Origin of the sequence: Pasteurella oralis (assembly GCF_042681465.1) — a bacterium.
Lineage (GTDB): Bacteria > Pseudomonadota > Gammaproteobacteria > Enterobacterales > Pasteurellaceae > Pasteurella > Pasteurella oralis.
Genome location: NZ_JBHUFP010000005.1, coordinates 352,596 through 377,460 on the forward strand (window position 1 = coordinate 352,596; position 24,865 = coordinate 377,460).

The window sequence follows — 24,865 nt, forward strand, 5'->3', positions numbered from 1 at the left end:
TATTTGTTCAACGCTTGAAAGTATTTTCTTTACAAATGAAAGATGTTAGTCCAAGTTATTCCAGTAAAATTGATGAAATTTTGTGAAAAATGAAAAATTTATTACAAACTCGAACATTTTTTTATTTTCTTTGTCTTATGACTTACTTAAACTGCTCTGTGCAATTTTAGTGTGTTTTAATTTTATTGGAGAAAATGAACAATGAAAAAAAGAAATTTTCTATTAACCAGCATTGCTCTCGGATTAAGCATTTTATCAACCCCAACGATCAGCCAAGCATCATTACCTGCCTATGTTGAAGGTCAACAAGTCCCTAGCCTAGCACCAATGTTAGAAAAAGTACTGCCTGCGGTGGTTTCAATTTCAGTCGAAGGCAAAGCAAAATCAAATGCCCCATCACAATTTCATGGTATTCCAGAAGAATTTAGATTTTTCTTTGGACCTGACATTTTCAACGATCGCGCGCCCCGTAACTTTCGTGGTATTGGATCTGGTGTAATTATTAACGCTGAAAAAGGTTATGTATTAACCAATAATCACGTTATTGATAGTGCAGATAAAATTACGGTTCAATTACAAGATGGACGCGAACTGAGTGCCAAAGTAATCGGTGCTGATGAATTATCGGATGTCGCACTTATTCAAATTGAAAAACCAAAAAATTTAATCGCACTAAAAATTGCAGATTCAGATAAATTACGTGTAGGTGATTTTACTGTTGCTATTGGTAACCCATTTGGTTTAGGTCAGACTGTCACTTCTGGTATTGTTTCTGCATTAGGGCGTTCAACAGGATCTGATAGCGGTACCTATGAAAACTATATTCAAACAGATGCGGCAGTCAATCGCGGTAACTCTGGTGGTCCATTAGTCAATTTACAGGGTGAATTAATTGGTATTAATACTGCAATTATTTCGCCAAGCGGGGGCAACGCTGGTATTGCTTTCGCAATTCCAAGTAACATGGCAAATAACCTCGTCCAACAAATTCTTGAATTTGGTGAAGTCCGTCGTGGAATGCTAGGCATCAAAGGTGGTGAATTAAATGCTGATTTAGCGAAAGCATTTGATATTGAAGCCCAACAAGGTGCTTTTATAAGTGAAGTTTTACCAAATTCTGCGGCTGAAAAAGCAGGCTTAAAAGCTGGCGATGTGATTATTGCCATGAATGGGCAAAAAATTTCAAGCTTCGCCGAAATGCGCGCTAAAATTGCGACTTCTGGTGCGGGCAAAGAAATTGAGCTCACTTATTTACGTGACGGTAAAAAACAAACTAGTAAAGTGACTTTGCAATCGGATGATCAAACACAAGCAGATGCAAGTAGCTTACTCCCTGCACTAACAGGGGCTGAAATGAGTAACTATGATGAAAAAGGTCTGAAAGGTGTTGCAATTACGCGCGTTGCGCCAAAATCTATCGCTGAACAGCGTGGTCTGAAAAAGGATGACATCATTGTTGGCGTAAATCGTCAAAAAGTAGAGAATTTAGGTCAATTACGCAAAATTTTGGATACAAAACCATCTGCAATTGCATTAAATATTGTCCGTGGTGAAAATAATTTCTACTTACTGATTCAATAACAATTAACAAAATGGGGATATGATGATATCCCCATTTTTTATGTGCTTGTATTTTACTTAAAATTGACCGCACTTTTACCTTTAATAGCTCATACCTAGGAAAAACAATACTACTGTCATTAAAATTTGTTCTTCTGGAATTGGCTGCCCATTTAATTTTAACGCTTTGTTCTCAAGCAACAAGCCTAACTTCACTGAGCTTTCTGAATCAACCAATACACCTTGTTGGATTGCTTCTTCAAACATTGCATTAACCGCTTGTTCTGCTGCGACTATTGCATCTTCTTTTGTTACACCATTCGCTTCTTCAACCATTGCAAAAAGCTTAGTTAATGCATTTTTATTCAAATCAACATTCACCGCTAACTGCTTAAACAGATCTAAGATTTTCCCTTGTTCAAGCATATCAAAATTACCACTTGCCATTTCAATAACAAGATCTGCTTTAAGATCACCCTCATCTGTGGTTAATTTTAATGGATCAAGTTGTAACAATGGCTGGTTTTGCAAAATTGTTTTCGCTAACGCTTGAATTTGTTCTTCTGGTAGCGGCTCATAATCAGCATTGTTATCAACAAGCATTAACAATTCATTGGTTGCTTTACCATCTAGGTGTTCAAGTTTGACTTTGGCGTCAAGATCGCCCACTGTTTTACCATTCACTAGCATTTCTGGCGCTTTAGCAACTAATTCATAGTTCACAAAAGTATTCTCTTTTTTAGTGCTTGCATCAAAAGACATATTTCTGTATTCTAAATTAAAATCTCGCATATCTCGTTCAGTAAGCGAAACACGGAAGCTATCAATCAATGCACTTTGTTTACCAACCGGAATTTGTTCCCATTCAGTACGTTGTAAATCGCTATCAATTTTAATCTTGTTTACTTCAATGATTGCTTTAGATGCATCTTCTGTATCATCAATCGCAAGTTTTAAGCCATCAATAATAGCTTGTGATTTACCAATCCCGTTCGCTGTTACTTTATCGAAATTTAATTCAATGCCTTTCCATACAATATCAGCATCACTCAGATCTAGTTTGATTGGTGCAATTCTTGCTTGTCCTGAGAAAGTAGAGTCATAACCAATTTTAATATGGCTTTCAAATGGATTTTTACCTTGTGCATAGTCAAACCATGCTTGTGTTTCTTCATTTTGAACAATACGATCATTACTTGACAATAAGGTTGGCAATAAATCGAATTTACTTACCCGATCTAAAGGGAATGGTCCATGATAAAGTGTGCCCTCAAATGGGATTGTAACTTGAGTATCAGGAAATGTTGCAACGAAATCATAAGTTACATTAGAACTAAAAATACCACGTTCAATTACCAAATTAGTAAATTTGACCTCAGAACCAGCAGAAGCAAGCCCTGCAAATCTAACATTAATTAAATCTAAACGCTCTTGCGCCTTTTCTTCAACAGCTTTACCTGTATACCATGCACTACCTGTCCAAACAGCGCCAAGCGCAACAATAACACCTAAAGCAACTAATGATTTTTTCATAAATAAATTTCCTAAATTAAAGGTGAGTCGAAAGTGGTTAATCTATCACAAATCATTATTGTATAGAATATATTCTTTATAGATTGTTCATTGATAAACTCTTTCGCATTTTTTTAGGTAAATAAAATAAATTTTACATCCTCCTCTTGAACTTTCACTTTTTAGCCTCATTTACTACAGTGCGAACAAACTCAACAAAATATGACCGCACTTTAAGTGAAACAATTAACATGAAAAATTTTTCTTTCCATCACTTGAAATGCAAAATTTCATCCTTATTTTGGAAGAGCAAATCGAATTAACGAATTTATTAGGAGAAACAAAATGGGAAAAATCATTGGTATTGACTTAGGTACAACAAACTCTTGTGTAGCAGTAATGGATGGTGGTACACCACGCGTTATTGAAAATGCAGAAGGTGATCGTACCACTCCGTCAATCATTGCATATACTCAAGATAATGAAACATTAGTAGGTCAACCAGCAAAACGTCAGGCTGTCACTAACCCGAAAAATACCGTATTTGCAATTAAACGTTTAATTGGTCGTCGCTTCCAAGATGAAGAAGTTCAACGCGATGTTAACATCATGCCATTTGAAATCGTAGCAGCTGATAACGGCGATGCTTGGGTTGGTGTAAAAGGCGAAAAAATGGCACCACCACAAATCTCTGCTGAAGTATTGAAAAAAATGAAGAAAACAGCAGAAGATTTCCTAGGTGAAACGGTTACTGAAGCTGTTATCACTGTACCTGCGTATTTCAATGATGCACAACGTCAAGCAACTAAAGATGCAGGTCGTATCGCTGGTTTAGAAGTAAAACGTATTATTAATGAACCAACGGCAGCGGCACTTGCCTATGGTTTAGATAAAGGTCAAGGTAATAAAACTATCGCCGTTTATGATTTAGGTGGTGGTACATTCGATTTATCTATCATCGAAATTGATGAAGTCGGTGGTGAGAAAACATTTGAAGTATTAGCAACTAACGGTGATACACACTTAGGTGGTGAAGATTTCGATAACCGCGTCATTAATTACTTAGTTGAAGAATTCAAAAAAGAACAAGGTGTTGACTTACGCAACGATCCATTAGCGATGCAACGTTTGAAAGAAGCAGGTGAAAAAGCCAAAATTGAACTTTCTTCTGCACAACAAACAGATGTTAATCTTCCATACATCACTGCAGATGCAACAGGTCCAAAACATTTAAACATTAAATTAACGCGTGCAAAATTAGAATCATTGGTTGAAGATTTAGTTGCTCGTTCACTAGAACCAGTCAAAGTTGCACTAGCAGACGCAGGTTTAAGCGTGTCACAAATTGATGATGTGATCCTTGTTGGTGGTCAAACTCGTATGCCACTAGTACAACAAAAAGTTGAAGCTTTCTTCGGTAAAGCACCACGTAAAGATGTGAACCCAGATGAAGCTGTTGCTATCGGTGCTGCAGTACAAGGTGGTGTATTAGCAGGTGATGTAAAAGACGTATTGTTATTAGATGTTACTCCACTTTCATTAGGTATCGAAACTATGGGCGGTGTGATGACCACTTTAATTGAGAAAAACACTACGATTCCAACTAAGAAATCGCAAGTATTCTCAACCGCAGAAGATAACCAAAGTGCGGTAACAATCCACGTCCTTCAAGGTGAACGTAAACGTGCGGCAGATAACAAATCTTTAGGTCAATTTAACCTAGAAGGTATCAATCCTGCACCACGTGGTATGCCACAAATTGAAGTCACTTTCGACATCGATGCAGATGGTATTATCCATGTATCAGCGAAAGATAAAGGGACAAACAAAGAGCAAAAAATCACAATCAAAGCTTCTTCTGGTTTAACAGATGAAGAAATTCAACAAATGGTTCGTGATGCAGAAGCAAACGCTGAAGCTGACCGTAAATTTGAAGAGTTAGTGCAAGCACGTAACCAAGCAGATCATTTAGTTCATAGCACTCGTAAGCAATTAAGCGAAGTGGGCGATAAATTATCTGCTGAGGATAAAGCACCAATCGAAAAAGCGGTAGCAGACTTAGAAGCTGCAGCGAAAGGTGAAGATAAAACGGAAATTGAAGCGAAAGTTCAAGCATTGATTCAAGTTTCTGAAAAGCTCATGCAAGCGGCTCAGCCACAGCCTGATGCGCAGCCGCAACAAGCACAAAGCGAAAAACCAAATGATGATGTGGTTGATGCTGAATTTGAAGAAGTGAAAGATAACAAATAATTTCACACTGATTAAAATCGAAGGGCGTAGCGATACGCCCTTTCGGTATATTAATTAATACGCTATTTTTCCTCACTTTATATTCGTAAAAGTAATGTGAGGAAAAATAAATGTGGAGAATGAATGTCCCTGATACTCTACCCTATCGCACAACAACGCCTTAATAACAAAATTGCAAATGATATTATTCCAATATCATGGCAAAACAATCTTGAATTATTACCACAAGATCAATACTGTTACGGTGTTTATTTTAATTATACAGCAGATTATCAAGCTGGCTATGATTTTGCGATTGCGACTGAAAAGGCAATAAAGACAAATTTCCCTGTTATTGAAATTGAAGATCTGAGTTTCTATGAAGTATTTCGTTGCAAAGCAGATGAAGTTTATCAAACTTGGCAGCTCATTTGGAAAAAAGAACAGCAAGGTTTGCTTAAACGTGCTTATCATGTGGATTTTGAAAGGTATGCACCTAATGGTGCAGTAGAGATTCATATTTCCGTTGTACCACATTGTTAAGCAAATACAGTGTGATCAAAATTTTGTCAAAACTGACCGCACTTTACGCCTCGAAACAATAACATCACCCAAAAGGAACACACAATGGAATTTGCAACGAAATGTCTTCATGCTGGTTATACTCCTAAAAATGGCGAACCACGTGTGCATCCAATAGTACAAAGCACAACGTTTACTTATGATTCAGCAGAAGAAATTGGCAAGCTATTTGATTTAAAAGCATCGGGCTATTTCTATTCTCGTCTTTCCAATCCTACCACCAATGCAGCGGAAGAAAAATTAGCTGCATTAGAAGGTGGTGTTGCAGCGATGTGTACTGCTTCGGGGCAAGCAGCAATTTTTTATGCCATGTTAAATATTCTTGAAGCAGGCGATCATTTCATTTCCTCTACTTATGTGTATGGTGGTACTTATAATCTATTTGCTCATACGTTGAAAAAAATGGGGATTGAAGTCACTTTTGTCGATCAAGATCTACCGCTGGAAGACTTAAAAAAAGCTATTCGTCCCAATACAAAAGCGGTATTTGCAGAAACTATTGCAAATCCGGCATTGCGCGTATTGGATATTGACAAATTTGCAGCTTTAGCAAAAGCAGCAGAGGTGCCATTATTAGTAGACAATACTTTTGCCACACCTTATTTCTGTCGCCCAATTGAATTTGGCGCTAATGTGATTATTCATAGTACATCTAAATACCTAGATGGGCATGCTATTGCACTCGGTGGTGCGATTATCGATTGTGGTAATTTTGATTGGGCTAATGGTAAATTTCCACAATTAAGCACACCAGATCAAACTTATCATGGGTTAGTCTATACCGAAACTTTTGGTTCCTCTGCTTATATAGTGAAAGCACGTGTACAATTAATGCGTGATTTAGGTGCCACACCAGCTCCACAAAATAGTTTTCTACTCAATATAGGGATGGAAACCTTAGCTGTGCGTATGCAACGTCATTATGAAAATGCACAAGCAGTGGCTGAGTTCTTGGAAAAACATCCACAAGTAGCTAAAGTAAGTTTCCCTGGTTTAATAAGTTCACAAGATTACACATTAAAACAAAAATATTTACCAAATGGTTTATGTGGTGTAATTTCTTTTGAAATTAAAGGTGGTAGAGAAACAGCAGCAAAATGGTTAAATGCATTGCAATTAGTTTCTCGTGAAGTCCATGTAGCAGATATTCGTACTTGTGCGTTACACCCAGCGACCTCAACACATCGCCAATTAGCAGAAACTGAATTAGAAAAAGTGGGTATTTCTGGCGGATTAATTCGTCTTTCATGTGGTATAGAAAGTATTAAAGATATTTTATCCGATTTAGAACAAGCATTTGCGGCAACTAATTAATATTAGGGCAGATTTTTTCTGCCCTCAATTAAAAGCAATAAGTTCATATTTTTTATCAAGAAATATTAGCTTATCTCTTTAAAAATCAGAAATAGCACATAAATTATTCCTGACAGATAACAAAATCCATTCGATTTAAAGTAGTAAAATAAACGGAAACAGTAAACATTATGGCAAAAAAAGATTATTACGAGGTTCTCGGTGTTGAACGTGGTGCAGATGAAAAAGAAATCAAGCGTGCCTATAAAAAATTGGCGATGAAGTACCATCCTGACCGTACGCAAGGCAACAAAGAACTCGAAGAAAAATTTAAAGAAATCCAAGAAGCTTATGAAGTATTAAGCGATAAGCAAAAACGCGCTAATTATGATCAATTCGGTCACGCTGCTTTTGAGCAAGGTGGCTTCGGTGGTGGCGGTTTTAGTGGTGCTGACTTCGGCGATATTTTCGGTGATATGTTTGGTGATATTTTTGGTGGTGGTCGTGGTCGCCAACGTGTCGTACGTGGTGATGATCTGCGCTATGATCTTGATATTAGCCTAGAAGAAGCCGTACGCGGTACCACTAAAGATATCCAAATTAATACACTTGCACATTGTGATAGTTGTGATGGTTCTGGTGCAGAAAAAGGCTCTAAAGTAGAAACTTGCCCAACTTGTCATGGTGCAGGTCGTATCCGTCGTCAACAAGGTTTCTTTGTTACAGAGCAATCTTGTCCGACTTGTCATGGCTCAGGGAAAAAAATCGAGAAGCCATGTAAATCTTGCCATGGCGATGGACGTGTTCATAAAAAGAAAAATCTTTCAGTCAAAATTCCAGCTGGGGTAGATACAGGTAACCAATTGCGTTTATCAGGTGAAGGCGCTGCAGGTGAAAATGGTGCACCAAATGGCGATTTATATGTGGTTATTCATGTACGCAATCACCATATTTTTGAGCGCGATGGCAATAATTTATACTGTGAAGTACCCGTGAGTTTTACGATGGCAGCATTAGGTGGAGAAATTGAAGTACCAACCTTAGATGGTCGTGTAAAACTTAAAATTCCAGCAGAAACGCAAACAGGGAAATTATTCCGTATGCGTGGTAAAGGTGTGACTTCAACACGTAGCAACTATGCAGGCGATTTAATCTGCAAAATCATTGTGGAAACACCTGTTAAACTAAACGAAGAACAAAAAGAATTATTGCGTAAATTAGAAGAAAGCCTAGAAGGTTCCAATCACAAGCCTAAATCATCAAGCTTCTTTGATGGTGTAAAAAACTTCTTTGATAATTTAGGTAAGTAAATGTCTCTAAAACAGACCGCACTTTACTTTTTTAGCAATAAAGTGCGGTCTGTTTTTTATGTATTTTTATTCTAAAGTAGCCGTAATACTCATATTATGTTAGCGAAAAGACCTCGAAATACCCTAAAGTAGAATCCCCTATTTACTTGTCTGGCTTTATGTTTTTGTTCAAACTACCGAAATCGCTTTTACTTGCGCAAATACGGTTTGTTCAAGCTGCAAGTCAAGTTCTTTAAATGCCCATTTACTAATCGTTGCCCAGATAATTTTATCGTCTAGTGCAATTTGCACATCCACTCGATTTTCACTTTGTACAATTTTACGCACTTTACCTTGCAAAATATTACGAATACTGGTTTTTTCTGGCATTAATAAACTGATCGAAACATCAGATCCTTTAATACAAATACGCATTTTTTCACTAATCGGACAGTCTTGGGCTTTAATCCAAATTTGCTGTTGTGCCAAAGCGAGTGCGGTCATTTGATAATCTGCATTATGCTGTGAAACGGGTAAAGAAAGTACCGCACTTTGCTCATCTTCTAATTTCCATGGTAAAAATAAAGGATTTTCCCAAATATTTTCTAATAAGTCATAAGCTCGAACTTTTCCTTCATCAAGTAACACTACTCGCTGCGCTAATCGTAATAATTCTTCTAGACTGTGTGTTACATATAAAATAGGGATTTGAATTTGTTTTGATAGCTTCTCAAGATAAGTCATTAATTCACGTTTACGAGGCAGATCTAACGCTGACAAAGGTTCATCCATCAACAAAATTTCAGGTTTGGTCAATAATGCACGTCCAATAGCAACACGCTGTTTTTCGCCACCAGATAAAGTGATCGGGTATCGTTTTAATAAATGCGCAATACCTAATAACTCAACAATATAATCAAACTCTTGCTGATCAAATTTTGCTACGCCATAAAGCAAATTACCCTTCACACTATAATGTGGAAATAAACGCGCATCTTGAAATACATAACCAATATGACGCTGATAAGCAGGTAAGCAAATATTGTTGACAGTATCCACTAATACACGCTGATTTAAAGAAATTTTTCCTTGATCAAGCTTAACTAAGCCGCTGACTAAATTAATTAAAGAAGATTTACCTGAACCAGATAAACCAAAGATAGCAGTAACGCCTTGCGCAGGAATAGCTAAATCAGCTTCAAGGACAAAATTACCCAATTGTTTTTTTACATTAATGTGTAACATTGCCTTGCCCCAATTTTTTCTGCATATTTTTCGCTAGCCATTCAGATAAAAGTAGCGAAATTAACGATAAAACTATCGCGAAAATACATAATCTTGCTGCCTGTTCTTCCGCCCCTGGTGTTTGAATGAAAGTATACATCGCCAGTGGAATTGTCTGCGTCTCTCCTGCAATATTTGATACAAAAGCAATTGTTGCCCCAAACTCACCTAATGAACGTGCGAAACCAAGTACAACACCCGCTAATACACCGGGTAACGAAAGCGGTAACGTAATTGTAAAAAAAACACGCCACGCTGATGCGCCTAAAGTTTGTGCTGCTTGCTCTAGTTTCACATCAATACTTTCGAGCGATAAGCGGATTGCACGTACCACTAAAGGAAATGCCACAACCGCAGCAGCTAATACAGCGCCATTCCAACTAAATGCAAAAGAAAAGCCAAACCAACTATATAGATACTTACCAATGAAACCATTTCGCCCCATTGCTACTAGCAATAAGTAGCCAATCACAACTGGTGGTAAAACTAAAGGTAAATGAATCACCCCACTGATCATAGATTTACCATAAAAGTTTTTACGTGCAAGCAGCCAAGCAATTAAAATTGCAAGAGGTAAACTCCATAAAATCGCATTCACAGAAACACTCAAGCTCAATTTAACTGCTTGAATTTCCATCGTACTTAGACCAAGAGCCATGAGAAGTTGAGTAAACAAGACCAATCCTTTAACGTCATTATCATTGAAATTTGCTCAAAATAGACCGCACTTTATACAGGTAAAAGAAGAGGGACGCGTAATTAGCGTCCCTGTTTATTGTATATGAAAAATTACTTCACGGCGAAACCATAATCTGCAAACACTTTTTTTGCTTCAGCAGATTCTAAGTATGTTAAGAAAGCACGACTGTCTGCATTATCATGGTCTTTCAACAAAGCAACTGGGTATTCAATCGCTTTATAAGAATCAGCTGGAAATACACCTACAATTTTTACACCTTTACTCACTTTACCATCAGTACTATACACAATACCTAAAGGCGCCTCCGTACGCTCAACTAAAGCTAATGCCGCACGCACATCTTTACCCCGTGCTAATTTTGTTTCAACTTTGTCCCAGAGCTTTAAATGAGTTAATGCTTCTTTTGCATACTGTCCAGCAGGAACATGATCAGGATCGCCAACAGATAAGAAATTATCTTTTAATTCAGCAACCCACTCTCCTTTCGCTACATCAACATCATTTAGCTTACTTGATTGTGGTGCAATCAAGACTAACTCATTACCAACTAATACTTTTTCTGTTTCTTTGATTGTCAATTCTTTCTCTGACAAATGTTTCATCCATTTTGTATTTGCAGAAACAAAAATATCTGCTGGCGCCCCTTGTTCAATTTGTTTTGCCAATGTTGATGAAGATGCAAATGAAAAAACCAGCTCTTGTTCTGGCTTAACTTTTTTATAGTCTTCCGCAATTTGATTTAACGCATTTGTCATTGATGCAGCAGCAAAAACAGTCACTTTAGCTTGTGCAGAAACAGAAAATACGAAACATGCTAGCACAAGTGAACTCGAGATTGTTTTTAATTTGAACATAGAAATCGCTCCATTTATTGATAAGAAAACATTATGTAAAAAATTATACAATGTTTTAACAAAGAAATACTATATAAAAAATAGACTTTCCTTTAAAATGTGAGAGATATCAAAGTTTGGCGCAGATACTGGAGAAAATGATGTTAAATACTGAAATTTTACTCACCATCAAATTACAACAACAACTTTTTGTTGATCCTAAACGAGTACGTTTATTAAAAGAAATTCAAAAATGTGGCTCCATTAATCAAGCCGCAAAAAATGCTAAAGTAAGTTATAAAAGTGCATGGGATCATTTAGCGGCGATGAACGATATTAGCCCTAAACCACTACTTGAGCGCAATGTTGGTGGTAAAAATGGTGGAGGAACAGAATTAACCGTCTACGCTCAACGTTTATTACAACTTTATGATTTATTGGAAAAAACACAAGAAAAAGCTTTTCATATTTTACAAGATGAAAGTTTACCGTTAGACAGCGTATTACATGCAACAGCAAGATTTTCATTACAAAGTAGTGCGCGTAATCAGTTCTTTGGCAAAATAGCGAATTTACGTCATGAAAATATTCATTGTTTTGTGGATATTGAAATCCAAGGTCTTCCACAGCATTTAACTGTTTCTATCACTGAAAAAAGCGTGGTGCGTTTGAAACTCGTTTTGGGTAAAGAAGTCATGATGATGATTAAAGCGCCATGGGTTAAAATTCAACGTCATGCACCAGCTGAAAATATGCTCAATATATTTCCTGCACAGGTCAAAGAGATTACTGACAAAGGAGAAATGGAAGAAATTATTTTAACTGTAGGTAAAGAAGATATTGAATTTTGTGCAACTTCAACTCAAACAAATCAAGTAAAAGTTAATGAACAAGTTTGGCTTTACATCGATCCCGAACAAATTATCTTAGCGACACTTTACTAAAAAATATTCAGGGCAGATGAAATAATCTGCCCTTTCTTTATAAAGCAATTTCATCAATAGACTTTCCAAAACTTGGAATAAATACTTGCATAAAATAATCCATTTCCTGGCTATACCATTGATTCATTAATTTTTCTAACCGCACTTTTGCAGCTTTAAACTCTTGATTGCCATTTTCAAGTTCAAATTGTGCTTTTATATAGGCGCAAATCAAGTCAGCTTGTTTTACAATATGTTTTTCTTCTGCTGAAATTGCTTGCGAATTGAGATAAAGAGCAAATTCTGACTGTAATGCTTCTGGTAATAAAGAAAGCAGATGGAATTCAGCCGCATTTTCAATTTGTTTATAAGCTTGTGTGATTTCCGCATTAAAATATTTAATTGGTGTCGGCAAATCACCAGTAAAAATTTCCGAAGTATCATGATACATGGCAATGACAGCAATTTTTTCAGGATTGACATTGCCTTGGTAAAACTTATTTTTGACCAGTGCCAAAGTATGCGCCACAAAAGCCACCTGTAAGCTATGCTCGGCTAAATTTTCTTTTTCAAGATTACGCATTAAAGACCAACGTTGAATTAATCTCAATCGATCTAAACATGCAAAAAAGTGGCTAGTTTGAATTTTGATTTCTGACATAGTTAATTAATTGGATACTCTTCTATCACTACAGGTAGCTCAATTTGTTTACCTAAGCGTAAAATGACAACATTCAATTTTGTATTTGGGCGGGTATTGCTAATAACGTGCATCATTTGTGCTGGTGAAATTGCCTCCACATCACCTACTTTCAAAATAATATCTCCTGCTTTCACACCTGCTTTGCCTGCTGGGCTATCTGGACTGACATTGGTAATCAAGATACCTTTCTCAATATTTACGCCTTGCCCATTGCTAAAGAAAATATCACTTTGTACTCCAAAATAACCTCGAATAACTCGTCCATCACGAATAATTTTTTTCATCACATCATTAGCCAGCTCAATTGGAATCGCAAAGTTTAACCCTTCTGCGATCTCATTAGAGGTTTTACCAATACTCAAGGTATTAATCCCAATTAACTCGCCTAATGAATTAATCAGTGCACCACCTGAATTACCGCGATTGACTGAAGCATCGGTTTGAATAAAGTTTTGACGCCCAACAGAATCACCCACAGCATTACGTCCAACCGCACTAATGATCCCCTGTGAAACACTTTGCCCTAAGTTATAAGGATTACCAATGGCTAAAGCAATATCACCAACATGTACTTGACGTTTGGGATTCTGCGGAATTGTGGATAAATTATCTGCCCGAATTTTTAATACAGCTAAATCAGTTAAACTATCTGAACCAATCAAACTTGCATCAAAAAGCTGCCCATTTTGCAGTGCTACAACAATTTGATCCGCATTTTGAATCACATGTTTATTTGTCAGGATATAACCATCTTTTGACATAATGACACCTGAACCTAAATTACCTACTTCAAGTTGATCCCGACTATTTGAGGAAAATGCACGATTATATACATTCACTACAGCTGGCGAAGCAATACGAACCGCTTCTTTAAAAGACATAGGTTCAGGTTGGAAAAAATTCAAATGATTCAAATTCGGCAGTGCAACTAAAATAAATAACGCACAGGCTAAACCAATTACTGCCGAACGAATAAGTTTTCTTAACATTTTGGCTCCATAACTATTGGATGATAAATGGATTTGATGTCATCACCAAGTCGCTCAATGGAATGTAATTTCCATAACGTCGCATCAGCAAGTTGAGTTAAATGTGGAAGTTTACACAACCCTCTTGCCTCATCACCAAGCAATTTGGGGGCAGTATAAATAATTAACTCATCCACTAAATTCTGTTCAATTAATGCCCCTGCCAAAGTCGCACCCGCTTCAATCCATACTGTATTTATTTGACGCTGACCTAATTCAAACATGAGATCTTGTAAATAATGTGATGTATCTGCTAGCAGAATCTGTTTACAGAAAACCGGATAATCTGCAAGATCTCGTGCTGTTTTGCTCACTAACCAAACTGGTGCATCAATCTTAAATAAACGTTTTGTCGATGTAACTTGGTGTTGTGAATCTAAAATCACACGTACTGGCTGACGTAAATTTTCTACTGAATAAGCTTGCTGAACTGGTTCAGGTAACTGTTCCCAGCGCACATTAAGCAAAGGATCGTCTGCAATCACTGTTTGGCTGGCAGATAAAATTGCCGATGCTTTAGCTCGCTCTACTTGTACATCAGCACGAGATAACGCGTTAGTAATCCACTTACTTTCGCCATTAGCTAGTGCCGTACGCCCGTCCAAGCTCATTGCCATTTTTAATTGCACAAAAGGTTTTCCTGTACGCATTCGCTTTAAAAAACCACGATTAAGCCATTCTGCTTTTTCTGCTAACAAACCGACCGCACTTTCAATGCCATTCTCAGCTAACATTTGCAAACCTTTGCCTGCAACCTGTGGATTTGGATCATGCATAGCACTAATTACTTTAACAACACCCGCTTCAATTAGCCCTTTCGCACAAGGTGGAGTACGTCCAAAATGAGAACAAGGCTCTAAAGTCACATAAGCAGTCGCACCACGTGCATTTTCACCCGCTTCTCGCAACGCCATCACTTCCGCATGTGGCTCTCCAGCCCTAAAATGAAAACCCTTTCCAACAATGCGTCCAGCTTTGACAAGAACACACCCCACAGAAGGATTAGGTGTGGTCGTAAATTGTCCTTGCTGCGCAAGATCTAATGCCATTTGCATAAACGCAACATCTTGTACGCTGAATTCGCTCATCTTTAATCTCTTAAATTCTCAATTTCTTTACTAAATTGTTTAATATCATCAAAACTTAAATAGACTGACGCAAAACGAATATAAGCGACTTTATCTAGTTTTTTTAATTCTTCCATCGCTAAAGTACCTACTAATTTACTTGGCACTTCACGCTCACCCGTTGCTCTTAAACGGTGCATAATATGACTAATCGCTTGTTCAACATCATCTGCACTGACTGGTCGTTTTTCTAAAGCATGTTGGATACCACGCCGTAATTTATCTTCATTAAAAGGTTCGCGAGTACCATCATTTTTAATAATTTTTGGTACGATTAATTCTGCGGTTTCAAAAGTAGTGAAACGTTCATGGCAATTTCCACACTCACGACGACGACGGACTTGATAACCATCAGACACCAAACGACTGTCAATCACTTTAGTTTCTTCTGTAGAACAAAAAGGGCAATGCATAGTGTCTCCTTGCAAAATAATCAGTAAAAATGAAGTTTATCTTAACAAAGTTTAGATTTATTGACGATGAATTCTTTTTACTCTTTAGCTAAGATCCCAGTTAATTCAAAGAAAGTGCGGTAGGCTTTTGTTTTATTTAGCAAACTCATTGGATAGGCTCTTGAGGTTGAAGGTAAACGGTACAAGTTTAATTCACGTCCTGCATAATAAAAAGTAATAAATTGATTGGTTTTAGGTGGTGTTATTTTTTCTGGTAACAAACTTAAAAGTGTTTCTGTTGCTTTACCACCAGTCGTAAATAGCCAGCGACAATTTGGGACTTGCGTTAAAGCCTGAGCCAGATCAACAGGCTCTACTACAGTTAAAAATTTATCAGACGCATTATCTTTTTCACGAATCGCAGTATGAATTGTGGAGCATAACCCAATCCCCCATTCGCGTAAAAAAGCTTCAATACGTATAGGATCAAATCGTTTTTCACCTTTCACTTGAAAATGGGCAGCATCATTAAAGAATACTAAACCATAAATCCGCCACATATCATTTTGAAAATTAGGATAATGAAAATGCATACACCGCTTGTCTTCTTTCGGCGGAAACGTCCCCATCATCATTACTTTGGCATGCGGTGGAAAAATAGGCGGAAATGGGTGGATTTCAATAGTTTTCATCATATTTCACTTTCAATATTTTTATTCGATCGTTCTTATTATTTATTTTGCCATAAATAGATTTATACTCGACATTTAATGTGATGCCATTCGCTAAAATAGCTAGTACTTGTCTTTGGCAAATTTCTCTTTTCATATACAACGCGTGATAAACATTATCCTCAAAATTCAGCTCTTCCTCAGGTTTTAACTTTAACAGCATTCTCTTGTATGTCATTAATATATCTTGATTATCCCATTCAGGATAAATAATCAATGGAATACTTTCTCCAGCGATAATTCCTTGATTCACAGAAATCATACCTTGTGGAAAAAATCGACAACCCTCATCAAAATTGAATCCATTATCACGAAAAATATTTCGTAATGTCATATATTCTTGTTGTGGAGAAAGATTATTTAACTCATATTCTTGTTTATGAGTAGAAATAGAAACTGACGTAATCAATGCGGGACCTAAACCTATATTTTTGACTAAGGCACCAAAATATAACTTGCCATCTGCATTAGGGAAAGCATATCTATCTGCAATGAATTTCAAATAAGGCTTTGCATTGGTTTCTTGTTGTTTCTGTAATGAATGACAAGAATATAGAGATATAATCATGGATAAAATAGCTATCCATGACGTTAAAGACAATGTTTTTAATTTTTTTATCACAACTTTCTCATAGATAAAAAAACCGCACTTCAAAAGTGCGGTCAATTTTCAACAAATTTTTATAATGCTTTCAAAATATCGTCTACGCGATCTTTCGCATCACCAAACAACATTTGTGTATTGTCTTTAAAGAACAATGGATTTTGTACACCAGCATAACCCGTATTCATTGAGCGTTTAAATACAATCACATTTTGTGCTTTCCATACTTCAAGTACCGGCATACCTGCGATTGGGCTGTTTGGATCATCCATCGCAGCAGGATTTACAGTATCATTTGCACCGATCACTAATACAGTATCAGTATCAGCAAAATCTTCATTGATTTCATCCATTTCTAACACAATATCGTAAGGGACTTTCGCTTCTGCAAGTAACACATTCATATGACCTGGTAAGCGACCTGCTACAGGATGAATACCAAACCGCACATTCACACCACGCTCACGCAGTTTTTGCGTAATTTCTGCCACAGGATACTGTGCTTGTGCAACTGCCATACCATATCCCGGTGTAATAATCACAGAACTTGAGTTTTTGAGTAATTCAGCCACTTCTTCTGCGGTAGTTTCACGGTGTTCACCTTGTTCTTCATCACTACTTACCACAGGATCGTTACCAAAACCACCCGCAATTACACTAATGAAAGAACGGTTCATGGCTTTACACATGATGTAAGACAGAATCGCACCAGATGACCCAACTAAGGCGCCAGTTACAATTAATAAATCATTACTTAACATAAAACCTGCCGCTGCTGCTGCCCAGCCTGAATAGGAGTTAAGCATAGACACCACGACTGGCATATCTGCCCCACCTATTGAAGCAACTAAATGCCAACCAAAAGCAAGCGCAATTGCGGTCATCAATAACACAGGGAAAATATTTTCTGGGCTATTTAAGAATGATGCCATCAATAATGCTGAAATAACTAACGCAGCTAAATTTAATTTATGGCGATGTGGTAAAGCCAATGCTTTAGAATCAATAATGCCACGTAATTTACCAAATGCGACCACAGAACCTGTAAAAGTGACAGCGCCAATAAAAATCCCAAGAAATACTTCTACATTATGGATATTACTTAACACTTTTTGCTCTGCTAAAAATGCCGCTTGTGCTGCAGCATCTAAATTTGCTGGCATTGCCGCTTCATAGTGTAAGCCATAACTGTTAAAACCAACTAACACTGCGGCTAAGCCGACAAAGCTGTGTAAAATTGCGACAAGCTCTGGCATTTCAGTCATTTCTACTTTTAGCGCTCGCTTAATACCAATCACGGCACCAATTACCATCGCGATTAAAATCCAGATAGTCCCTTTTGATTCTGGACCAAAAATTGTTGCGACTAAAGCAATTGCCATACCGACAATACCATACCAACAACCTGCTTTTGCAGTTTCATGTTTAGAAAGACCTGCTAAGCTCATAATGAAAAGTAATGCTGCAACGATATAAGCAGCTTGTACTAAACCTTCAGACATTGCTTACTCCTTAATCTTTTCTAAACATCGCAAGCATACGTTGTGTGACTTTAAAGCCACCGAAAATATTGATACTTGCTACTAAAATCGCGATAAATGCCAAAATGCTAATAAAGAAATTGCCCTGTGCAATCTGCAATAATGCTCCTACAATAATAATGCCTGAAATTGCATTAGTGACTGCCATTAATGGTGTATGTAGCGCATGGCTAACATTCCATACAACATAGTAGCCAACAACACAAGCAAGTACAAATACAGTGAAGTGCGATAAAAATGCAGCGGGTGCAACTGAAGCTAATGCCATAAACAAGAATGCTGCCACAGCCATTGCACCATATTTGATTCGAGGATCAGCAGGCTTCACTTCTTTTTTCTCAACAGGTGTCATTTTCGTTTGTTGTGCTTGTGCAGAAACTTGAATTGGCGGTGCAGGCCAAGTCACTTCACCATCACGAATAACTGTGACACCGCGTAACACAACATCTTCAAAATCAATATCAATGTTGCCATCTTTTTCTTTGCACAATAACTTCAATAAATTAACTAAGTTTGTCCCATAAAGCTGAGAAGACTGCGTTGGTAAGCGACTTGGTAAATCCGTGTAACCAATGATTTTCACTTGGTTCTCTGTCACCACCACTTCCCCCGCTTTCGACAGCTCACAGTTACCACCTGTAGCAGCTGCTAAATCCACAATCACTGATCCAGGCTTCATGGATGCCACCATTTCTTTGGTAATCAAACGGGGAGCTGGCTTACCTGGAATTAATGCCGTAGTAATAATAATATCGACTTCTTTGGCTTGTTCTGCATAAAGCGCCAGAGCACGACGATTAAATTCTTCTGACATGACTTTCGCATAGCCATCACCGCTACCACCTTCTTCTTGGAAATCAATTTCAAGGAAACTGGCGCCCATACTTTCTACTTGCTCTTTCACTTCAGGACGAGAGTCAAACGCACGTACAATTGCACCTAAACTATTTGCTGCACCGATAGCCGCTAAGCCCGCTACACCTGCACCAATCACAAGTACTTTTGCAGGGGGTACTTTACCTGCCGCTGTAATCTGACCAGTAAAGAAACTACCAAATTCATGCGCAGCTTCCACCACAGCACGATAACCTGCAATATTTGCCATTGAACTTAATGCATCTAAAGATTGTGCGCGAGAAATACGTGGCACCGCATCCATTGCTAATACATTAATTTTCTTGGCAGACAATTTTTCCATCAGTTCTGGATTTTGCGCAGGCCAAATAAAGCTGACTAATGTCGCACCTTCTTTAAGTAACGCAATTTCTGCATCCGTTGGCGCATTCACTTTAAAAACAATATCTGACTGCCAAACTTCTTCTACTGAACCAATTTTTGCGCCAGCTTCTGCAAATGCTTGATCTTCAAAACTCGCTTTAAAACCGGCATTATGCTCAACAATCACTTCAAAGCCGAGCTTTAAAATTTGCTGCACAGTTTTCGGCGTTGCCGCCACACGACTTTCATTATCAAGCAGTTCTCTAGGTACACCAATTAACATAATGTTTCCTTCAAATTGATTGATGATAAGTTCGAGTAAACACGTTACTCCCCTAAAAGATGACAAAAAGTCAAAACTGCTTCAATGTACCATTTATTGTTTTAAAGTTACAAAAGTTTTTATCAATTTCATATATGATTTAAAGTTATTTATTTAATCCCTCATAAAAATAGAAATTTTCTAAAATTATTTACTGACAATTTACTCATTTATACGGCAATTTTAAAATACTTAATTTATTCACAAAACGTTTATAAAACCCAGCGTACGTTTATTTGCTGATGATAAAAGCCTTCTTCGTTTTAAACCTATTTTTGCTTGCCAGAAAGTATAAAATTCCGCAATATAACAACACATTTTTCAATTAACATACAAGGATTTCTATGCAACTCCCTCCACTCCAATCAGCAATACTCATTCGTCGTTACAAACGTTTTCTTGCCGATGTACAACTGGATAATGGCGAGATACTCACGATCCATTGTGCAAATACTGGGGCGATGACTGGTTGCGGTGAAGCTGGTGATATTGTGTGGTACTCTCATTCTGATAGCCAAACCCGCAAATATCCACATTCATGGGAAATTACTCAGCTTAAAAATGGTAAAATGGTATGCATTAATACACATCGCTCTAATCAACTTACCTTTGAAGCATTACAAAATAAACAAATTAAGGAATTAGCTATGTATAACCAAATTTTGCCTGAAGTGAAATATGGTGAAGAAAATAGTCGCATTGATTTTTTATTAAAAGGTGACAATTTGCCTGATTGTTATGTTGAAGTGAAATCAGTCACATTAGTAAAAAATACAATAGGTATGTTTCCTGATGCCGTGACAACTCGTGGGCAAAAACATCTACGTGAATTAATGGCAATGAAAAAACAAGGACACCGTGCTGTTGTCTTTTTTGCCGGGCTGCATAATGGCTTTGATTGCTTTAAAGTGGCAGAACATATCGATCCTGAATATGACAAATTATTACATGAAGCTATTCATGAAGGTGTTGAAGTCTATGCTTATGCGGGGGAATTTAGTTTTGCAAAAGCACAACCAATAACACTTTCTCTTATAAATTCAGTGAGTTACATTGGCGACAAAAAATAATTTCAAATTTGAGAATAATTTTCATTAAAATCTATTGACTTTATTTTTGATAACAATTATCATTTACATCATTCAAACAACAATAGATAATCACTCCAACATTTGAACGCCTCCTCCCCCACAAAGAGGCGTTTTTTTTTATCTTCAAATTTCAAAAAACAGACCGCACTTTTCAAAGTAAATCGCTTTTCATTTGTTGAATAATCACTATAATGTAGTGTTTTAGCTCAAATAAAACAGGATACAGCAATGACGGATATCAATACAGCTCTCGCAGAACTGAAACGCGGTGTAGATGAAATTCTTTCAGAAACAGATTTAATTGAAAAATTAAAAGAGAATCGCCCTTTGCGCGTCAAGTTAGGTGCAGATCCAACAGCACCAGATATTCATCTTGGTCACACTGTAGTACTAAACAAATTACGTCAATTCCAGCAATTTGGGCATGAAGTTATCTTCTTAATCGGTGATTTTACTGGCATGGTTGGCGATCCTTCAGGTAAAAATAGTACTCGCCCACCATTAAGCCGTGAAGATGTGTTACGTAACGCAGAAACCTACAAGCAACAAATTTATAAAATTCTTGATCCTCAAAAGACGCGTATCGTATTTAATTCGAGTTGGTTAGGTGAACTTGGCACAGAAGGCATGATCCGTTTAGCTTCTAATTATACCGTCGCTCGCATGCTAGAACGTGATGATTTCAAAAAACGTTTTAGTCATAATCAACCTATCGCAATTCATGAATTCATTTATCCATTACTACAAGGTTATGACTCTGTCGCCTTAGAAGCTGATGTGGAATTAGGTGGAACAGATCAGAAATTCAATTTACTTGTAGGACGCGAGCTACAAAAATCTGCAGGTCAAAAACCTCAAGTGGCAATCACTCTACCATTATTAGTGGGTTTAGATGGTGAGAAAAAAATGTCTAAATCACTTGGTAACTATATCGGTGTCACAGAAGCACCAAACGAAATGTTTGGTAAAGTGATGTCAATTTCGGATGATTTAATGTGGGATTGGTACGACTTACTCTCTTTCCGTCCATTAACTGAAATTGTACAATTAAAAACAGAAGTCAAAAATGGTCGTAACCCTCGTGATGTCAAAGTGTTACTTGCTAAAGAAATCATTGCTCGTTTCCATTCAGAAGCTGACGCACAAGCCGCAGAGCAAGAATTTATTAACCGTTTCCAAAAAGGTGTAATGCCAGACGAAATGCCAGAGTTTACTTTCGAAGGTGAAATTGGTCTAGCGAATTTATTGAAAGAAGCAGGCTTAGTTGCCTCAACCTCAGAAGCAAATCGTATGGTTCAACAAGGTGGCGTTAAAATTGATGGTGAAAAAGTAGAAGATGCAAAATTAGTGATCACATCAAGTAGCGCAGTATATCAGGTGGGTAAACGCAAATTTGCACGAGTTACGGTTAAATAGCGTCTACGAAACTTTCAGAAAAGTGACCGCACTTTTCAAATCCGTTAAAACCAATAAAGACAGCCTTTCGCTGTCTTTATTATTTTGTGAGATGAAAGAAATGAGTGCGCTATTAAATCCTATCAAGAAGAAAAGCAGAATCTGCTTACTGTGTAATACTTTTAAATTTTAAAGCTGAGATTTAACTTTGACTAATTAACCGCTGGGGATGAATTACATTATTTTCATCTACAACAGCAACACCTAAGAATTGCTTTTGCTCTGACAATAAGCGCACTTGTCCGTAAATTTGCTCTACATTATCAAATTTTACTCGTTGCCCGAAACGAATTGATTGAGTTTGTTCTTTATTCAGCGCTAATGCAACTAGTTTTGAAACAGCACTATCTACTGGTAATAAATATTGGTCAAGTAACGCAAGATCTTGCTTTTCGGCTAATTCTTGTAAAGTCGCCCAATCCACCATCGCCGCAATAGGATAATCAGCAACAGCAGTACGACGTAATACCGTAACGTGCGCACCACAACCCAAATACTCGCCTAGATCATCGACTAAAGTACGAATGTAAGTCCCTTTAGAGCAATGCACTTCTAAAGTTAAATAAGGTGCATGATACTCAATAAAAGTCAATGCGAAGATAGTAATTGGACGCGCATCTCGTTCAACGGTAATCCCTGCTCGTGCATATTCATATAGCGGTTTTCCTTGATACTTTAATGCAGAAAACATTGTGGGTACTTGCATTGAATTGCCTCGAAAATGTGGTAAAGCTGCAAGAATATCTTGCTCTGTGACATTCACAGAACGCGTTTGAACTACTTGTCCTTCCGCATCAGAAGTATCTGTACGCTCACCTAACTTTGCAGTTACTTGATAGCGTTTATCTGCATCAAGTAAAAATTGAGAAAACTTTGTTGCCTCCCCCAAACAAATTGGCAACATACCTGTTGCCAATGGATCTAATGCTCCTGTATGTCCAGCTTTATTCGCTTGGAATAGACGCTTCACTTTTTGCATAATGTCATTTGAGCTCATTCCTTGCGGCTTATCAAGCAAAAATACACCATCAATATCACGCCCACGTTTACGAGGTCTCGACATTATTTTTCCTCTGATATTACATCATCATCAATATGACGTTCTTGATCTTGGCGCACTACATTTGTCACTAAATTTGACATACGCATACCTTCAATTAAAGAGCGGTCATAAATAAAACGAATTTCAGGCACAATACGTAAGCGCATAGCTTTACCAAGCAAGCTACGAATATAAGGCGAGGCTTTTTCTAGCACTTTCATACCTGATTCAATTGCTGATTCATCATGATCAAATAAAAATGTCACAAACACTTTCGCATATGCAAGGTCACTTGATACTTCAACATCAGAAACAGTTACCATACCAATACGAGGATCTTTCACCTCACGTTGTAAAATAATTGCAATTTCTTTTTGAATTTCTTGTGCAACCCGATCGCTACGCTTAAATTCTCTTGCCATTTCTTTTCCTTATTCTTTTTCTTTAAGGGCTGTATTTTGGCACAAATCATGTATTTTTAATACATATAACTGACTGTTCAAGGCAACTTTATTCGATTTTTTTATCAACTTTTTATCTCTTCATATAAGGATTGTTTATTTTCTTTAAAATGTTTATGGTGTTAGTGATTTGATCAATTAGGAGGCGTTATGCATTTTTTCAAAAATTATTTTCTACTTTTATTATCTGGTTTGTTGTTGGCTGGGTGTAAAGGAGGTTTCACGGAAGCATTATATGACAGTGATGAGAAATCTGAGACAGTACACATTGATGTAGAAAAAGATCATATTTACTTTTTTGGTTTAACACCAAATAAAAAAATTGCCGTGTTTGGTGAAAAATATCATTATCTCTTAGCAGAACAAAAACCGAAAGATAAACAGCTAATTGCTAAGTTAGTCAAATTACCTTTTAAACAACATATGTACTCACAAATGGGCATAGTTAATAGTACAAAAGTAAAACCAGACGAAATCACTACCGAGCTTTATTTAGCATTAGATATCAGTAAGCTGAGTAAAAAACATCTGAAAACTGCTACTGATCTAGGCTTTAAAAACCTTTCCTATAAAACGGCATTCTATAACATGACGAAACAATATAAACACAAAATTGATTTAGAAAAATTAAATCGAGAAAAGAAAATTTGGTATCGTGAAATTAATCTTGTTGGTCATCGTTATTTAGCAAAAGAAGGAGTGAATTATGTAGCAAAAAATCACTATCCATTTTCTGAAACTATAGAAATACATACTAATCTGGAATATTCCCCAGCTGAAAAAGGACCCAGTGTCACTACAATATTACTCACTCCATTTGCTGCAGTAGCTGATGTAGCTGTTGGTATTTTAGCCGTTCCAGCTTATATAGGCTTACAAGCAGCTTGTATCGGTCAAAACGATGGGTTCATTTGTCAATAAAGCGAAAAAGCAGGTTAGTACACC

Annotated in this window: 23 protein-coding genes; 9 read left to right on the forward strand and 14 right to left on the reverse strand. The window is 37.1% G+C overall.

What is annotated here, in order from left to right:
• The first annotated feature begins 201 nt into the window (after positions 1–201).
• Positions 202–1,581: a Do family serine endopeptidase gene (locus tag ACFSAV_RS05630; protein WP_379097207.1), complete on the forward strand. Its 1,380-nt coding sequence runs from the start codon at positions 202–204 to the stop codon at positions 1,579–1,581.
• A gap of 81 nt (positions 1,582–1,662) precedes the next feature.
• Here the strand turns inward: ACFSAV_RS05630 and ACFSAV_RS05635 are convergent, their stop codons facing one another.
• Positions 1,663–3,093: a YdgA family protein gene (locus ACFSAV_RS05635; protein WP_379097210.1), complete on the reverse strand. Its 1,431-nt coding sequence runs from the start codon at positions 3,091–3,093 to the stop codon at positions 1,663–1,665.
• A gap of 324 nt (positions 3,094–3,417) precedes the next feature.
• Between ACFSAV_RS05635 and dnaK the strand changes: the two genes are divergently transcribed.
• The 4 genes from dnaK to dnaJ all read left to right on the forward strand — a co-directional run bounded on the left by dnaK (position 3,418) and on the right by dnaJ (position 8,486).
• Positions 3,418–5,322: a molecular chaperone DnaK gene (dnaK, locus tag ACFSAV_RS05640; RefSeq protein WP_379097213.1), complete on the forward strand. Its 1,905-nt coding sequence runs from the start codon at positions 3,418–3,420 to the stop codon at positions 5,320–5,322.
• Between the two features lie 123 nt (positions 5,323–5,445).
• Positions 5,446–5,844, forward strand: a complete 399-nt coding sequence (locus ACFSAV_RS05645; RefSeq protein ID WP_379097216.1) for an effector binding domain-containing protein — start codon at positions 5,446–5,448, stop codon at positions 5,842–5,844.
• 84 nt (positions 5,845–5,928) lie between these two features.
• Positions 5,929–7,197: an O-acetylhomoserine aminocarboxypropyltransferase/cysteine synthase family protein gene (locus ACFSAV_RS05650; protein WP_379097219.1), complete on the forward strand. Its 1,269-nt coding sequence runs from the start codon at positions 5,929–5,931 to the stop codon at positions 7,195–7,197.
• 170 nt (positions 7,198–7,367) lie between these two features.
• Positions 7,368–8,486 carry a molecular chaperone DnaJ gene (dnaJ, locus tag ACFSAV_RS05655; RefSeq protein WP_379097222.1) on the forward strand — a complete coding sequence of 373 codons (1,119 nt, stop codon included), beginning with the start codon at positions 7,368–7,370 and terminating at the stop codon, positions 8,484–8,486.
• Positions 8,487–8,654: 168 nt separating this feature from the next.
• Here the strand turns inward: dnaJ and modC are convergent, their stop codons facing one another.
• From modC to modA, 3 genes are all read right to left on the reverse strand, one after another.
• The gene (modC, locus tag ACFSAV_RS05660; RefSeq protein WP_101774851.1) at positions 8,655–9,710 is read right to left on the reverse strand and encodes a molybdenum ABC transporter ATP-binding protein ModC; all 1,056 of its coding nucleotides are present in this window, start codon (positions 9,708–9,710) and stop codon (positions 8,655–8,657) included.
• Positions 9,697–10,386, reverse strand: a complete 690-nt coding sequence (gene modB / locus ACFSAV_RS05665; RefSeq protein WP_379097326.1) for a molybdate ABC transporter permease subunit — start codon at positions 10,384–10,386, stop codon at positions 9,697–9,699. The genes modC and modB overlap by 14 nt, the downstream gene beginning before the upstream one ends.
• A 152-nt stretch (positions 10,387–10,538) precedes the next feature.
• Positions 10,539–11,303, reverse strand: a complete 765-nt coding sequence (modA, locus tag ACFSAV_RS05670; RefSeq protein ID WP_379097224.1) for a molybdate ABC transporter substrate-binding protein — start codon at positions 11,301–11,303, stop codon at positions 10,539–10,541.
• Between the two features lie 140 nt (positions 11,304–11,443).
• Between modA and ACFSAV_RS05675 the strand changes: the two genes are divergently transcribed.
• Complete coding sequence (locus ACFSAV_RS05675; protein WP_379097227.1) at positions 11,444–12,226, forward strand: TOBE domain-containing protein; 783 nt, start codon at positions 11,444–11,446, stop codon at positions 12,224–12,226.
• A gap of 37 nt (positions 12,227–12,263) precedes the next feature.
• On the opposite strand, the gene yfbR is transcribed toward ACFSAV_RS05675, so the two are convergent.
• From yfbR to pntA, 8 genes are all read right to left on the reverse strand, one after another.
• Positions 12,264–12,866, reverse strand: a complete 603-nt coding sequence (gene yfbR, locus ACFSAV_RS05680; protein ID WP_101774848.1) for a 5'-deoxynucleotidase — start codon at positions 12,864–12,866, stop codon at positions 12,264–12,266.
• A 2-nt stretch (positions 12,867–12,868) separates the two neighbouring features.
• On the reverse strand, positions 12,869–13,897 hold the full coding sequence (gene degS / locus ACFSAV_RS05685; protein ID WP_379097230.1) for an outer membrane-stress sensor serine endopeptidase DegS: 1,029 nt from the start codon (positions 13,895–13,897) through the stop codon (positions 12,869–12,871).
• The gene (ribD, locus tag ACFSAV_RS05690; RefSeq protein WP_379097233.1) at positions 13,891–15,024 is read right to left on the reverse strand and encodes a bifunctional diaminohydroxyphosphoribosylaminopyrimidine deaminase/5-amino-6-(5-phosphoribosylamino)uracil reductase RibD; all 1,134 of its coding nucleotides are present in this window, start codon (positions 15,022–15,024) and stop codon (positions 13,891–13,893) included. Before ribD ends, degS begins: the two co-directional genes overlap by 7 nt.
• 2 nt (positions 15,025–15,026) lie before the next feature.
• The gene (gene nrdR / locus ACFSAV_RS05695; RefSeq protein WP_379097236.1) at positions 15,027–15,476 is read right to left on the reverse strand and encodes a transcriptional regulator NrdR; all 450 of its coding nucleotides are present in this window, start codon (positions 15,474–15,476) and stop codon (positions 15,027–15,029) included.
• A 77-nt stretch (positions 15,477–15,553) separates the two neighbouring features.
• A complete protein-coding gene (locus ACFSAV_RS05700) occupies positions 15,554–16,150 on the reverse strand; it encodes a DNA glycosylase (RefSeq protein WP_379097239.1) in 597 nt (198 codons plus the stop codon).
• The gene (locus ACFSAV_RS05705; RefSeq protein ID WP_379097242.1) at positions 16,134–16,754 is read right to left on the reverse strand and encodes a hypothetical protein; all 621 of its coding nucleotides are present in this window, start codon (positions 16,752–16,754) and stop codon (positions 16,134–16,136) included. Before ACFSAV_RS05705 ends, ACFSAV_RS05700 begins: the two co-directional genes overlap by 17 nt.
• A 113-nt stretch (positions 16,755–16,867) precedes the next feature.
• On the reverse strand, positions 16,868–18,292 hold the full coding sequence (gene pntB, locus ACFSAV_RS05710; protein ID WP_379097245.1) for a Re/Si-specific NAD(P)(+) transhydrogenase subunit beta: 1,425 nt from the start codon (positions 18,290–18,292) through the stop codon (positions 16,868–16,870).
• 10 nt (positions 18,293–18,302) lie between these two features.
• Complete coding sequence (gene pntA / locus ACFSAV_RS05715) at positions 18,303–19,832, reverse strand: Re/Si-specific NAD(P)(+) transhydrogenase subunit alpha (RefSeq protein WP_379097248.1); 1,530 nt, start codon at positions 19,830–19,832, stop codon at positions 18,303–18,305.
• A gap of 383 nt (positions 19,833–20,215) precedes the next feature.
• Here pntA and sfsA point away from each other — a divergent pair, with 383 nt between their 5' ends.
• Positions 20,216–20,941, forward strand: a complete 726-nt coding sequence (sfsA, locus tag ACFSAV_RS05720; protein ID WP_379097251.1) for a DNA/RNA nuclease SfsA — start codon at positions 20,216–20,218, stop codon at positions 20,939–20,941.
• A gap of 249 nt (positions 20,942–21,190) precedes the next feature.
• Positions 21,191–22,378: a tyrosine--tRNA ligase gene (gene tyrS / locus ACFSAV_RS05725; RefSeq protein WP_379097254.1), complete on the forward strand. Its 1,188-nt coding sequence runs from the start codon at positions 21,191–21,193 to the stop codon at positions 22,376–22,378.
• Between the two features lie 181 nt (positions 22,379–22,559).
• Here tyrS and truB read toward each other — a convergent pair whose 3' ends face one another.
• Both truB and rbfA read right to left on the reverse strand, forming a co-directional pair.
• Complete coding sequence (gene truB, locus ACFSAV_RS05730; RefSeq protein WP_379097257.1) at positions 22,560–23,480, reverse strand: tRNA pseudouridine(55) synthase TruB; 921 nt, start codon at positions 23,478–23,480, stop codon at positions 22,560–22,562.
• Entirely contained in the window at positions 23,480–23,881 is a 402-nt protein-coding gene (rbfA, locus tag ACFSAV_RS05735; RefSeq protein ID WP_101774837.1) for a 30S ribosome-binding factor RbfA, read from the reverse strand. Before rbfA ends, truB begins: the two co-directional genes overlap by 1 nt.
• A 189-nt stretch (positions 23,882–24,070) precedes the next feature.
• Here rbfA and ACFSAV_RS05740 point away from each other — a divergent pair, with 189 nt between their 5' ends.
• A complete protein-coding gene (locus ACFSAV_RS05740) occupies positions 24,071–24,841 on the forward strand; it encodes a hypothetical protein (RefSeq protein ID WP_379097260.1) in 771 nt (256 codons plus the stop codon).
• Positions 24,842–24,865: the final 24 nt, after the last annotated feature.